General features: G+C 62.1%; 10 protein-coding genes. 6 read left to right on the top strand and 4 right to left on the bottom strand.

What is annotated here, in order from left to right:
• Positions 1 to 85 precede the first annotated feature (85 nt).
• Positions 86 to 490, bottom strand: coding sequence for a secondary thiamine-phosphate synthase enzyme YjbQ (locus tag ACRC0P_RS14730; RefSeq protein WP_438632062.1), 405 nt, complete (start codon positions 488 to 490; stop codon positions 86 to 88).
• Between the two features lie 78 nt (positions 491 to 568).
• On the opposite strand from ACRC0P_RS14730, the gene trmA reads away from it, so the two are divergent.
• The gene (gene trmA, locus ACRC0P_RS14735) at positions 569 to 1,657 is read left to right on the top strand and encodes a tRNA (uridine(54)-C5)-methyltransferase TrmA (RefSeq protein ID WP_438632063.1); all 1,089 of its coding nucleotides are present in this window, start codon (positions 569 to 571) and stop codon (positions 1,655 to 1,657) included.
• 165 nt (positions 1,658 to 1,822) lie between these two features.
• Here trmA and ACRC0P_RS14740 read toward each other — a convergent pair whose 3' ends face one another.
• The 3 genes from ACRC0P_RS14740 to rmuC are packed head-to-tail and all read right to left on the bottom strand — an operon-like array spanning position 1,823 to position 4,602.
• Positions 1,823 to 2,287: a DUF2489 domain-containing protein gene (locus ACRC0P_RS14740; protein WP_438632064.1), complete on the bottom strand. Its 465-nt coding sequence runs from the start codon at positions 2,285 to 2,287 to the stop codon at positions 1,823 to 1,825.
• Positions 2,284 to 3,213: an AEC family transporter gene (locus ACRC0P_RS14745; protein WP_438632065.1), complete on the bottom strand. Its 930-nt coding sequence runs from the start codon at positions 3,211 to 3,213 to the stop codon at positions 2,284 to 2,286. The genes ACRC0P_RS14740 and ACRC0P_RS14745 overlap by 4 nt, the downstream gene beginning before the upstream one ends.
• 6 nt (positions 3,214 to 3,219) lie before the next feature.
• Positions 3,220 to 4,602: a DNA recombination protein RmuC gene (rmuC, locus tag ACRC0P_RS14750; RefSeq protein WP_438632066.1), complete on the bottom strand. Its 1,383-nt coding sequence runs from the start codon at positions 4,600 to 4,602 to the stop codon at positions 3,220 to 3,222.
• A 64-nt stretch (positions 4,603 to 4,666) separates the two neighbouring features.
• Between rmuC and murI the strand changes: the two genes are divergently transcribed.
• From murI to ACRC0P_RS14775, 5 genes are all read left to right on the top strand, one after another.
• Complete coding sequence (gene murI / locus ACRC0P_RS14755) at positions 4,667 to 5,497, top strand: glutamate racemase (protein ID WP_438632067.1); 831 nt, start codon at positions 4,667 to 4,669, stop codon at positions 5,495 to 5,497.
• Between the two features lie 53 nt (positions 5,498 to 5,550).
• On the top strand, positions 5,551 to 8,268 hold the full coding sequence (locus ACRC0P_RS14760; protein WP_438632068.1) for a PD-(D/E)XK nuclease family protein: 2,718 nt from the start codon (positions 5,551 to 5,553) through the stop codon (positions 8,266 to 8,268).
• Between the two features lie 122 nt (positions 8,269 to 8,390).
• Complete coding sequence (locus ACRC0P_RS14765; protein WP_438632069.1) at positions 8,391 to 11,852, top strand: UvrD-helicase domain-containing protein; 3,462 nt, start codon at positions 8,391 to 8,393, stop codon at positions 11,850 to 11,852.
• Positions 11,853 to 12,046: 194 nt separating this feature from the next.
• A complete protein-coding gene (locus ACRC0P_RS14770) occupies positions 12,047 to 13,120 on the top strand; it encodes a 3-deoxy-7-phosphoheptulonate synthase (protein ID WP_438632070.1) in 1,074 nt (357 codons plus the stop codon).
• 198 nt (positions 13,121 to 13,318) lie between these two features.
• The gene (locus ACRC0P_RS14775; protein WP_438632071.1) at positions 13,319 to 13,669 is read left to right on the top strand and encodes a hypothetical protein; all 351 of its coding nucleotides are present in this window, start codon (positions 13,319 to 13,321) and stop codon (positions 13,667 to 13,669) included.
• Positions 13,670 to 14,222 lie beyond the last annotated feature (553 nt).

The raw sequence follows: 14,222 nt of genomic DNA on the forward strand, positions 1-14,222 counted from the left end.
TTTCCCCCTTTGGGGGAGAGGGTTAGGGAGAGGGGGGCACAGTTCCCTCTCCCCCTTTGGGGGAGAGGGTTAGGGAGAGGGGGCACTAGAAGTGCAAAATCACCCGCCGCCTACCCCGATGGTGCCGATGCTCCCACAGATAAATCCCCTGCCAGGTCCCAAGCATCAAGCGCCCCGCCTGCACCGGGATGGAAAGGCTGGTCGCCGTCAACGCCGCCTTGATATGCGCCGGCATATCGTCCGGCCCCTCCAGGGTGTGCGTGTAGAGCGAATCGTTTTCCGGCACCAGCCGGTTCAGCCAGTTCTCCAGATCCTCCCTCGCGCTGGGATCGGCGTTCTCCTGGATCAGCAGGCTGGCGGAGGTGTGCTGGATAAACAGGGTGCAGAGGCCGTCGCCGCCCCCCTGCTCCCTTACCCAGTCGTTCACCTGGTCGGTAAATTCGTGCAGCCCCTGGCCGCGCACCGGTATTTGTACTTCACCAATTGCCATATAATCCGCGCTCTGAATTTCCGAAGCGATGCCACCCAGCCTCAAAAGGCTGGCCCCTCTCCTATAGTTAGTTCAATTATGGCCATACACAGTGTAAACACAGACGACTACACCCGACAGCTCCAACAGAAGGTGGAGCGTCTGCGCGAGGCCTATCGGGACTACACCGACCTGGAACCGGAAGTTTTCCCTTCGCCCGCCAGTCACTACCGGCTGCGCGCGGAGTTCAAGATTTGGCAGGAACAGGGCCGCGCCCATTACGCCATGTATCGCCAAGGCGAGTATAAGAAGCCGTTTATTATCGAGGAGTTTACCGTCGGCTCCGAGCTGATCAACCGCCTGATGCCCCAGGTGCTGGAGGCGGTCAACGCCAGTGAGGTCCTCAGGAAACGTCTGTTCAGCGCCGAGTTTCTCACCACCCTGGGCGGCGATGCGCTGGTTACCCTGATCTACCACAAGAAACTGGACGAAGACTGGGAGTCCGCCGCCCGCGCTCTGCAGGAAAAACTGGGCTTCCCGGTCCTCGGCCGCTCGCGTAAACAGAAGGTGGTTCTGGAGCGGGATTACGTCGCCGAACGGCTGCAAATCGGCGATAAAACCTACCAGTACAAGCAGGTGGAGGGTAGCTTTACCCAGCCCAACGGGGAAATCTGCCGCGCGATGATCCGCTGGGCCAGGGATGTTTGCAAAGACAGCCAGGGCGACCTGCTGGAACTCTACTGCGGCAACGGCAACTTCACCATTCCGCTGTGCGAACATTTCGATAAAGTGCTGGCGACGGAAATTTCCAAGGTCTCGGTCAATTCCGCGCAGGAAAATATCCGCGCGAACGGTGTCGACAATCTGGATATCGTGCGCCTGTCCAGCGAGGAATTTACCCAGGCCATCGACAAGGTGCGCCCCTTCCGCCGGCTCAGGGATATAGACCTGGACAGCTACGATTTCTCCACCGTGCTGGTGGACCCGCCCCGCGCCGGGCTGGATGCGGACACCTGTGCAATGGTCGCGCGCTTCCCGCGGATTCTGTATATCTCGTGCAACCCCGAGACACAGCTGGAAAACCTTGTGGAGTTGAGCAAGACGCACCGGGTGGAGCGTTTTGCGATATTCGATCAGTTTCCGTATACCGACCACACCGAGTCAGGGCTGCTGTTGACTCGCAAGTAGGATGGGCAAAGGAACGCAGCGACGTGCCCATCCTACAGATCCTGCTCACGGCCTTGTAGGAGCCTGCTTGCAGGCGAACGGCTACGAAGCTCCGATTCTTTCGCCTGCAAGCAGGCTCCTACAGGGCACCTTGTAGAAAGTAGTAGTCGCAAGCATGCGAACCGATCAGAACTCTCTACCGAGAATCCGCCGCGCCGCATCCAGGGCAAAATCCCGGTACTCCCCCTCCACTCGTGCCATTTCCTGCTCAAACTGGAACTGCTTCTTGCGCGGCAGCGTCTTCCATTCCTGCAGAATCGGGATATGGCTGGTCTTATCCGCCACCGTATAAAAAGCCACAAACTCGTCGCGTACACTCTGCCCCACCTGCAACGCATCCAGCAGAACGCGAATGCGGATCGAGGCCTCGGTCAGCCCCACCCCGTCGTCCAGCAGTGTGCGGGCGAGGATCTGGATACTGTCGTTGACCCGCTGCCGCTGATCCTGTGCCGCCCGCTCCAGTTCCGCCAGCTGATGTGCCTGCACCTTTTGTGCAAGATGCAGTTTGCACAGGTAATAACCGGCGATCACCGCCAGCACAAGGACGATCAGCGCCGCCGCAACCAGCAGCCAGGTGGGAAAGGGGCTCATAGATATACCTCCAACAGCGCCAGCCCCAGACTGGCGGTAACGATAGAAAGCAGTGTGCTCAGCGCAACGATATTGGCCGCCAACTGACTGTTGCCGCCCATCGCCCGCGCCATGATAAAAGACACGGTGGCGCTGGGCGACGCGGCGAGCAGCAGCAGTACGCCCATGGACTGCGAAGGTAGTTGAAACAGCCAGCCGAAGGCGAGCAGAACCGCCGGCACAATCAGCAGTTTGAATCCCACCGCGCCGAAGGCAGCCAGCGAGCTGCGGCGCAGCAGGCTGAAATCCAGACTTGCGCCGATACACAGCAGTGCCAGCGGCAGGGTGATGGAGGCCAGGTAGTCACCGGTCTGCAACAGGATTGCCGGCAGTTTCACGCCCACTTGCTTGCAGATCAGCGCCAGTACGATGGCCACGATCAGCGGATTCTGCACAATGTCTTTCGCCAGCTTTTTCCAACTGAAGCTTGTCTGCTGGCTGTACATCGCAAACAGTACAACCGCCGCCAGGTTGTACAGAATGGTGACCACCGCCATCAGCAGCGCCGCCTGGGCCAGGCCGCTACTGCCGTAGGCGTTGGCCGCCCAGGCCAGGCCGATAATTCCCAGGTTGCCGCGGAAAGCGCCCTGAATGAAAGCGCTGCGGTCTCCCCGCACCAGCGGCCGGGCCACTACCCAGGCCAATGGAATCGTGATGATGGTTCCCAGGAATCCCGCCGCCAGCAGCGGCAATTCCTGCCCCAACTCGGCGTCCGCGGTGAAAATATTGATAAACAGCAACACCGGCAGGGTGATCATAAACACCAGCCGCGAGGCGTCGTCGACAAACGCCTCGCGCAGCAGGCCCAGGCGCGCCAGCCAGTAACCGATAATCAGGGTGAGAAAGATCGGCCCGGTGACCGACAGTGCAAAGGCGAACATCTCCATTGGGTTTTACTCGCCTTCGGTTTCACTTTCGGTTTCGGGCTCGGGCAGTCCCCTGCTGTGGGAAGTCTCCGCCTGCTCGCGCAGATTTGCATCTATCCGCTTGCGGGTTCGGGCGCCCAGTTTGCGCAGGCTGTCGATACGCTTCACCGCGTTGCCGCGGCCGGTGGCCAGGCGCTTATAGGTCTGCTGGTAGGCGTCCTCCGCCTGGCGGATGCGGCTGCCCAGTTCGTCGAGGGATTCCAGCACCATGGCGAACTGGTCGTGCAGCTTGCCCGCCTCCTCGGCGATCTTCTCCACATTCCGGTTCTGTTTCTCGTAGCGCCAGATATTTTCCACCGTACGCAGGGTGGCCATCAGGCTGGTGGGGCTCACCAGCACGATATGCTTGTCGTAGGCGTCGCGGAACAGCCCCGGGTCCGCCTGCATGGCCAGCATATAGGCGGCCTCGATGGGCACGAAAATAAAGACGAAATCCAGGGTGCGCACACCCTCGAGCTGCTCGTAGGCCTTCTTGTTCAGGCCGGCGATATGCGCGCGCAGGGACTGCACATGTTGCTTCAGCGCCTGGGCCCGTTCCTCGTCGGTTTCCGCGGAACAGTAGCGCTCGTAGTCCAGCAGCGAGACCTTGGCGTCGATGATCAGGTCCTTGTTTTCCGGCAGGTGCACGATCACGTCCGGCTGGCGGCGGCGGCCGTCCCCGGCGAAGCTGACCTGGGTATCGTACTCGCGCCCTTTCTGCAGGCCGGATTCCTCCAGCAGGCGCTCCAGCACCACCTCGCCCCAGTTGCCCTGCACCTTGCGGTCGCCCTTGAGCGCCGAGGTCAGGTTGAGGGCTTCCTCGCTGATGCGCTGGGTCTGCTCGCGCAACGCCTTGATCTGCCCCAGCAGGCTGTTGCGCTCGGCGTTCTCGCGGTCGTAGACGTGCTCCACCCGCTTGCGGAAATCCCCCAACTGGCGCTCCAGCGGGTCCAGGCTCTTGCGCAGACTGTCCTCGCTGCGGCGTACAAACTGCTGCTGCTTCTCCTCGAAGATGCGATTGGCCAGGTTCTCGAACTGCTCCGCCATGGCCTTGCGGGTCTGCTCCAGCAACTGGCGCTGCTCCGCCAGTGCCGCCTCGCTCTTTTCCACCAGTACCTGGCTGCGGGTCAGGCGCTGCAGCTTGTCCTCCAAATTGGTACGCAGCGCCTGCACCTCGTCGGAGAGCTGGCTCTCGCGCTCGCGGCTATTGTCGAGCCGCGCCTGCAACACCGCCTGCGACCCGAGGCTCTGCTCCAGTCGGCGCGCCAGGCCGGCGCGGCCCAGCCATACCGCTGCGGCCAGCAGGCCGAGCAGCACTAGGGTGGCACCGACTGCCTGGTCCAGTTCGATCCGCAGGGGGAAGACTTCCATGGAGTGCTCTTGGTCGGGTGGATGTTTTGTTATGCTATGCCTAAACCGGCTTTGAGTAACAGCATTGGCGAGCGCGCATTCTAGCAAGGGGGCGGACCGGCCCCCAAGTGTACTGGTCTTCGATTCCGGCGTGGGCGCCATCAGTATCGCGCGCGAGATCCGCACCCTGCTGCCCGGCCTCACCCTACACTTCGGCATCGACAACGGCTTCTTCCCCTACGGCGACAAGAGCGAGCAACAGCTGTGCCCGCGTATCGTCGACACAGCGAGCCGCATGATGGCCCGGAGCCGGGCGGATATCCTGGTGGTGGGCTGCAACACCGCCAGCACCCTGGCCCTGCCGCAACTGCGCGAAGTGCTGGCCCAGCCGGTGGTGGGCGTAGTGCCCGCGGTCAAACCGGCGGCGGCCGCGAGCGGAACCGGCACCATCGCCCTGATCGCCACCGAGGGCACGGTGAACCGGAGATACACCCACGACCTGATCGAAGCGTTCGGCAACGGCGCAGAGGTGATCAACGTGCCCGCACCGGAGCTGGTGCGCCTGGCGGAAGCCAAGCTGCGCGGCGAGCCGGTTACCGCCGAAGACCTGGCCCCGGCCCTGGCCCGTATCTTCGACGCCCCCGGCGGGGACAAGGTGGATATCGCCGTACTGGCCTGCACCCACTTTCCCCTGCTGCGGGAGGAACTTGACCGCTATGCGCCCCGCCATATCCAGTGGCTGGACTCCGGTGTGGCCATTGCCCGGCGTGTGCACTGGTGGCTGGAAGAGCTGGAGTTGGCGCTGCCGGGTTCGCCCGAGGCCGGAATGCTACTGACCAGCGCACTGGACCCACAGGGAATGATCGGAACGGCCTTTGCGGAACTCGCCCCTATGCCAGTAGAGATAGTTAGCTAAACCAACTAACGCACGCGGTCGCCCAAAATCAAACCGGACAACAAACAAATAACATGCTGCAACCCGCCTTCCCCCTACTGGAAATACTCGCGCAACTCCCCCCGGGCGGCCTGCTGCTGACTCCAACCAACCGCCTGCGCAATCGCTGCCAGCAGGTCTACGGCGCACAACAGGCCGCGGGCAGTTGCTGGGCCCCGCCGCCGGTGGAATCCCTGCAGGGCTGGCTGGACAAATGCTGGTTTCAACTCCAGCAACGCAACTGGCAGCCGGCGCTCAGACAGGTACTGAACCGGGAACAGCGCCAGCTGCTGTGGCAGCGCGCGCTGGATCAATCTCTGGACAGGCAACTGCTCAACAGCCAGCAGCTGTGCCGCGATGCGGACAGCGCGCTGAGCCAACTGGTGCAATGGCGCCTGCTGACCGATCCCGGCACCCCGGATGAAATCCTGCCGCCGCTGCTGGAACAATTCGCCCTCGCGCGAGCGGACTTCCCGCTGTTCGATATGATCGACGCTTTTCAAACCCAGCTGCAAAGCCACAACGCCATTACCCAGGATCAGCGGGACCAGTTGATCGCCCGTGCCTTTCGCGAAGGTGTGCTACTCCGCATACCGCGGCTGGCACTGGCCGGGTTCGCGCAGATTTCCCCGCTCGCCGAGGAGATAGTAACTCTCGCCGCGGAACAGGTGACGCGCTGCGAGAGCCCGGAAGCAAAGGCGCAAATCACCTGCGCCCCCTGCGCGGATCTCGAGGATGAACTGCTGCAGGCCGCGCGCTGGGCGGCGGACAAACTGCGGCAGAATCCGGGCGCCGGCCTCGGCATAGTGGTCAACAACCTGGGCCAGTGCCGCGCCCAGGTGGAGAATATTTTCGCCCGTGTACTGGAACCTCAGTGGCTGAGCCCGGACCAGCCCCGCTATACCCTGCCGTTCAACTTCTCCGCCGGGACCCCGCTGGCGCAGACTCCCGTCGGCGCCGCGGCCATACAACTGCTGGAACTGCTGCGCGACCAGTGGGACTACGCCCAGCTGAAAAATATTCTGTTCTCGCCGTTCTGGGCTGGCTGGGACGGCGAGAAAGATCTGCACCTGCGCAGCGCCCTCTTCCGGCAGTTGCAGAAACTGGAACTGTGGCAGATCGACGGCGCCACCCTGCGTTACCGCGCGGAAAAAATCGCGGCAGAACTCTCACCCGAGAGCCCCCTGCCCACACAACTGGAGAAAGTCGCCGACTTCGCCCGCCGCTGGCAGCGCGCGCCGGGGGAAATCTGGGCGCAGCGCTTCTCACAAACCCTGGAAACCCTCGGCTGGCCCGGCCCGCGCAACCCGGACAGCCAGGAATACCAACAACTCACCCAGTGGGAAGGCGCACTGGAAGAACTGGCCGCACTCAGCGCTTTCGCCGGCGCCCTCACCCTGAACCAGGCATTGCAACAACTGAACCAGATCGCCAACCGCAGCCCCTTCCAGGCGGAGACCCGGGACAGCCCGGTACAGATACTCGGCGTACTGGAAGCCGGCGGCCTCGCCTTCGACCACCTGCGCTTGGTGGGCTTCGGCCAGCAGCAGTGGCCACCGCCCCCCTCGCCCAATCCGCTGCTGCCCATGCCCTGGCAAAAGCACTGGCAGATGCCCCGCGCCAGCGCCGAACGAGAACTGGAACTGGCCCGCCAGATCACCCGGGACCTGCTCGGCGCCTCCACCGATATCACCATCAGCTTCGCCCGCGAGGAAGACGGCGTACAGCAACAGCTGAGCGCCCTGTTCGGACAGTTGCCGCAAGCGGCAACTGTAAATGGGGACCCGTTGGAATCTTTTTATCTGCAACTGGAATCTGCGGCTGCGCTGGAAAAAATCGAAGACGCACAATTGCCGCCCCTGCCCGCCGAAGAGCGCGCTCGCGTGCGCGGCGGCGCCTCGGTACTGAAGGCCCAAGCGCTCTGCCCGCTGAACGCGCAATTGCAATACCGCCTGGGCGCCGCCAGCTATCAGGCGCCCGCGCTCGGCCTCTCCGCCGCCGAGCGCGGCAACCTGGTACACCAGGTGCTCGCCCACTTCTGGCTCTCCTTCCCCGAAGGTCGGGCCGACGCCTTTTCCCTGCACCAACTGCAAGGCGAAGAACGCCAGCAGCGCATCCACGAAGCAGTGGAAAACGCCATCCGCGAAAAACAGGCCCAACACCGCCAACTCCCCGCCGGCTTCTGGCAGCTGGAACACCAGCGGCTCACCCGGCTGCTGGAGCAGTGGCTGGAGGTGGAAGAAACCCGCCCGGATTTCGCCGTGACCCGGATCGAATGGGAACAACCCATCGAACTCGCCGGCCTCGGCTTCCACCTGCGCCTCGACCGCCTGGATACACTGCCCAGCGGCGAACAACTGGTAATCGACTACAAAACCGGCGTGCCCAGCATCAACGACTGGCTGAGCGAACGCGTGCGCGAACCCCAGCTGCCCCTCTACGCACTGATGCAAACCGAGGCCCGCGCCATTGCCTTTGCGCAGGTGCGCAACGGTGACAGAAAATTCAAGGGCTGCGGCGACCTGTCTGAGCCCATAGATGGCATCAAGGCGGTGGCGGACACGCGGAAGGAATCGCCCTTTGACAATTGGGAGCAGTTAGTCGATCACTGGCACTCGGGGCTGACGCAACTGGCGGAGGAGTACCGCGAAGGATATGCGGCGCTGGTATTTCAGCGGCCGGCGGATAACTTTGCGCAACGGGATCTCTGGCCGCTGAATCGGTGGCCGGAACGGGTGCAAACGGCGGAATGATCCTTTACGTGGTATGTGCAAGCATCAGAAAGCCATCAGAAAATAACTGAACCAATAGCGAAATATCCAATAAGTAAAGGGCAGCCCAAGATGCATTTCCCGCTCTCAGCCCAGAAAATTCTATGATCGAAGTAACCGATACAGTCAGCCAGCCAGTCGACACCAAAGCTCGAACCCGAGCACTGGATATTCGCGAAAGCTTCGCCGTCTCCGCCCCCGCCGGCTCCGGCAAGACCGGCCTGCTCACCCAGCGCCTGCTGAAGCTGCTCGGCAGCTGCGAGCAGCCGGAAGAGGTGCTGGCGATCACCTTTACCCGCAAGGCGGCGGGCGAGATGCGGGAGCGATTGATCGAGGCGTTGCGCAACGCACGGGAAACTGCCGAGCCGGAAAATCCCCATGAGCTCACTACCTGGATTCTGGCACGGCAACTGTTGCAACGGGACGAGGAGAAGAACTGGCAGTTGCTGCAATCCCCCCAGCGCCTGCGAATCCAGACCATCGACGGCCTCTGCCGCAGCCTGGCCAGCCAGCTCCCCATCGAGAGCGGCATGGGCGCGCCCGGCGAACCGCTGGAACAGCCGCAGATTGCGTTTGAAATGGCGATCGTCAATCTGCTCAAGCAGTTGGATACCGAGGAGCCGGACGGCGCGCTGCAATCCCTGCTGTTGCACCTGGACAACGATCTCGGCCAGCTCAACAAGCTGCTGCAGATATTGCTGGGCAAACGGGAGCAGTGGCTGGGGCCGCTCCTGAACGTGAACCTGGAGGGCGCCGAGGATTATTTTCATTTTGTGATCGACGAGCTGATCACAGAAAACCTCGGCGCACTGCAAGAGGTGCTGCGCGGCTACGCTGGCGAACTGGTGGAACTCACGAATTTTGCCGGCACCAATCTGCGCCGGGACAAACCGGATCACCCCCTGTGCCAGTGCGCGGATCTCGGTACACTGCCGCCGGTGACCAATCAGGCCCTGCCCCAGTGGCTGGCGCTGGTGGGCCTGCTGGTGACCAATACCGGCGAGCTGCGCAAACCGGGGGGGATCAACAAAAATCTGGGTTTTCCCGCGCTGGGTAAGAAAGACCCGGAAAAACCCCGTGCGGACGAGTATAAAACCCGCCTCAAGGAGCTGCTTGCGGAGCTGGCCGGCAACCGGCAACTGCTCGACGCCATCGCCGAGGTGCGGGCCCTGCCCGCGGGTATGGTGCGGGATCAATGGCAGTTGCTACAGGCGCTGGCGCAAGTGCTGCCGCTGCTGGTGGCGGAGCTGAAACTGGTTTTCCAGCAGCTGGGCGCCACCGACTACACGGAGGTGGCCCAGGCCGCACTTACCGCGCTGGGGGAAGCCGAGTCGCCCACGGACCTGGCGCTGAAACTGGATGTGCAGATCCGCCATATCCTGGTGGACGAGTTCCAGGACACCTCGCAACTGCAATTGCAGCTACTGGAAAAGCTCACCGCCGGCTGGCAGGCGGGCGACGGCCGCACCCTGTTTATCGTCGGCGACGGCATGCAGTCCTGCTACGGCTTCCGCAACGCCAATGTGGGGATTTTTCTCGACGCGCGCAGCCGCGGTATAGGCGAAGTACCCCTGGGACCGCTGGACCTGCAGGTAAATTTCCGCTCCGGGTCACCGGTGGTGGACTGGGTCAACCACACTTTTCAAACCGCCTTTCCCCTGCAGGACAATATCGGCCGCGGTGCCGTGCGCTATCTGCCATCACAGGCATTCAAAAACAAAAACTGGAACGGCGCGGCGGTCAATTTCTACGGCTGCGTCAACGACGAAGAGCGGCAGCAGGAAGCTCAGCAGACGGCGCGACTGGTGGAGGAACTGCAGCAGCGGGACCCGGAGGGCCGCATCGCGATACTGGTGCGCAAGAAAAAACACCTGGAGCGCATACTGCCCGAGCTGTCAGCCGCCGGCATCGCCTATCAGGCCTCCGAACTGGCGCCGCTGGCAAGCCAAATGGTGGTGCTGGACCTGCTCAGCCTCACCCGCGCCCTGCACGACCCCGGCGACCGTATCAGCTGGCTGTCCGTCCTGCGCGCGCCCTGGTGCGGCCTGGATCTCACCGACCTGTACCAGGTGGCTAACTGGGGCAACGGTGAAATCCCGCCGCTGGACGTCCGCGCGCGACCGCTGTTGCAGACGCTGGAGGAAATCGACCGGATCGAATCCCTCAGCGAAGCGGCCCGCGCGCGCCTGCGGCGCACCGGCACCCTTTTGCGCAACGCCTGGCAGGAGCGCCGGCGCAAACCGCTGCGCGCCTGGATCGAAGGCCTGTGGCTGGCCCTCGGCGGCCCGGCGGCAACCGCCGACAAGAGCCAACTGGCCAACATCCAGGACTTTTTCCTGCTACTGGAGAAATTCGATTGCGGCGGCAGTATTCAGGACTGGAAAGCTTTCGAACAGGCGCTGCAGAAACTCTTCGCGCGCCCGGCCCAGGAAGCGCGGGTGCAGGTGATGACCATCCACAAATCCAAGGGCCTGGAGTTCGAGCATGTGCTGATTCCCGGCCTGGACCAGGGCGGCAAGCCCGGCGGGGACCAGCTGCTGCGCTGGGCGGAATGGCTGAACAGCGCCGGCGAAAACCGCTTCCTGCTGGCCCCGAAAAGCCCGCGCGGCGACCGGGACCCATTGTTCGACTACCTGCGCCACGACAACAGCGAACGGGAACGGTTAGAGGGAACGCGCCTGCTGTACGTCGGCTGCACCCGCGCCATCCGCTCCCTGCACCTGCTGGCCTGCGTGCAGCTGGATGAAAAAAGCCAATCCCTGAAGGCTCCTGGCGGCGCCTCCCTGCTCGCCAGCATCTGGCCGGCCATCGGCGAAGAGACAGACTGGTGCCACTGGCTTGAAGCGGATGGAGCAACCCTGGAGAGCGATACTGCAAACGATCAAAGTTGCCTGCTGCGCCTGCCTGCGGACTGGCAGGCCCCCGCCCTGCCCCGGCAGGAACTGCTGGCGGAGTACCGCACCGCCGACTACCGGCGCGCGGACACCGGGGAACCCAACCTGCCCGATATGGGCCAGGTACGGCTGCGCTGGCTGCGCCACGCCGGTACCGTGGCGCACGAAACTTTGGCCAGCATCGCCCAGGGCAGGGCCACCATCGCCCAGGGCAGCCTCGACCAGTGGGACAGCGAACGCCTGGCGCAACAGCAGCCCCTGTGGCAGCTGCGCCTGCAACAATTGGGACTCGGCGGTTCCGGCCTCGAGCGGGCGCAGGAAAAGGTGGAACAGGCGGTGCGCAACACCCTCGCCTGCCCCAGCGGCCGCTGGCTTCTGGACTCCGGCCATCGCGACTCTGCCTGTGAACTGGAACTGCACAGCGGCGGCCGGCAGCTGCGCCGCGCCATCGTCGACCGCACCTTTATTGACGAACAGGGCCGGCGCTGGATCGTGGACTACAAAACCGCGGAGCCCGCAGCGGACCAGCCCGAGGAAGATTTTGTCGAGGAACAGTTGGAACGCTACCGCGGGCAATTGGAAGCTTATAGGAAATTGTTCTACGCCCGCGGCGAACGCGACATCCGCTGCGCTCTCTATTTCCCCCTGCTGCAAAAACTCGCCGAGCTGTAATAGGCATGCTGCTCTTTACCCGCCCGGGACCGCGGAGCTCCAGCTCCGCAAAGCGGGCCACCGGCCCGCCCCAGCCAGGAAAACCCAATTTGGTTACAAATGAAACCCTAGCCGTACCTGCAAGCTCTAGGTAGGATACCCACTCACTCTAATTGGACGTAGGGTGCGCCGTGCGCACCAGTAAAGATTTCACTATGACCACACAGCAGTTCGACGACCTGAATGTCGTCTCCCAGGAAATTCTGATCAGCCCCGAGCAACTCAAGGCCGAGCTGCCGGTAAGCGACCCCGCGGAAGCTACCGTCGCCGCCGGCCGCGCCGGGGTGCGGGACATTCTCGACCGCAAGGACCACCGCCTGATGGTGGTGATCGGTCCCTGCTCCGTACACGATGTGGACGCCGCTCTGGACTACGCGCGACGCCTGAAAACAGTGGCGGACCAGGTGTCCGACACCCTGTTGATCGTAATGCGCGTCTACTTTGAAAAGCCCCGGACCACCGTGGGCTGGAAAGGGCTGATCAACGACCCCTACCTGAACGACTCTTTCAAGATCCAGGACGGCCTGCATATCGGCCGCAAGCTGCTGCTGGATATCGCCGAAATCGGACTGCCCACCTCCACCGAGGCACTGGACCCCATTTCGCCCCAGTACCTGCAGGACCTGATCTCCTGGTCCGCCATCGGCGCGCGCACCACCGAATCCCAGACCCACCGGGAAATGGCCAGCGGTCTCTCCTCCGCCGTGGGTTTCAAGAACGGCACTGACGGCAGCCTGGACGTGGCCATCAACGCGCTGCAATCCGTGGCCAACCCGCACCGCTTCCTCGGTATCAACAAGGAAGGCCAGGTCGCCGTCATCCACACCGCCGGCAACCGCTACGGCCATGTGGTACTGCGCGGCGGCAACGACAAACCCAACTACGACTCCGTCAGCGTGGCCATGTGTGAGCAGGAGCTGCAAAAAGCCAAGGTGCCGGAAAACATCATGGTCGACTGCAGCCACGCCAACTCCAACAAAAATCACGAGCTGCAGCCGCTGGTAGTCGATAACGTCACCCACCAGATACTGGACGGCAACAAATCCATTATCGGCATTATGGTGGAGAGCAACCTCAAGGCCGGCAACCAGAAGATCCTGGAAGATCACAGCCAGATGGAATACGGCGTGTCGGTAACCGACAAGTGCATCGATTGGGAAACCACTGAATCACTGCTGTTGAAAATGGCGGAGCAATTGAGAGAACCGCTAAAAGCACGCAACTCCTGAAATCATTCGCGGGCATGGCCCGCTCCTACAGTCTCTATGTAGGAGCGGGCCATGCCCGCGAAGCCCGCTGATATCAATCTCTTCCCCCCGCCCCCATACACACAGCGCCCAACAATATTAGTTGGCAAACAAAGTCTGCTAAGCTCCGACAAAATATCCGGGGCATCATCACCCCGACCCTGACCCAGTACGTGATGGGTGGCGACTTCTCCGGCCAGACCGACAACCGCATCTACGCTCCCAACCTGGACGAACCCGGGCAACCGCTCCGCCCTGCCCGACGACGGCTGGGTGTTTACCGAGGAAAACCCCGGACGCAAATTCCACGCTATTGCCAATATCGCCGCGAGCGTCAACGCCATGCGCGATTACAATACCCAACTGGCCGATGAAACCCAGGCCGCCGCCGAGGGACTGTGGCAAGTGGAGCGGCCAGTGGACAACGACGACATCCGGCGCAATAAAATCCACGCCGCCGTGGAACTGTTCCGCGCGACAGGTAAATCCGAGTACCGGCCATCCACCGGGGCATATAGCGCCACCCGGTAAGTGCTGCCGAATTTGGCTCTCGGACCAACCGCCCGCTGGGCCCCGCTTCAACCCCCCTCTCCAATACCACGCCCCCCTTATCGTACAACGCCTTTCGCCTGAGCCCGCCGCCAATTTGCATGGCGCTGGGGCACTGCGATTGGCCAATTAATAGACAAATATACCTGGATCAGCAGACGCATCGTCTATCTACCGGAAAATTACGCTAAGTCATTGACTTTTAAGGGGTTGGCAATATGATCAAAAGCCGGTCGGGATCGGAAATATAAAGCGGGACCTCACTATTTATATGAAGCAGCGATCAAATCTTCTTCTATGTTATTGATTATAAAAGAAATTTTATGACTCGCGTGATTTCCGGGATGCAGATAGACGATGGGTAGATATATAGACGGAGCATTTGAACTAACTGTTAAAGGGAGCGATCGATGCAGAATGATTTTTATAAGCTCAAAAGACGTATCAGATTAATTTTCTCTGCATTTATTTTGTGGGTTGTAGGAGCAACTATTGTCTTGCCGCCTGGTGGGATAGGTTTAATCACAATGCCAGT

Source organism: Microbulbifer sp. (assembly GCF_051659245.1).
GTDB lineage: Bacteria > Pseudomonadota > Gammaproteobacteria > Pseudomonadales > Cellvibrionaceae > Microbulbifer.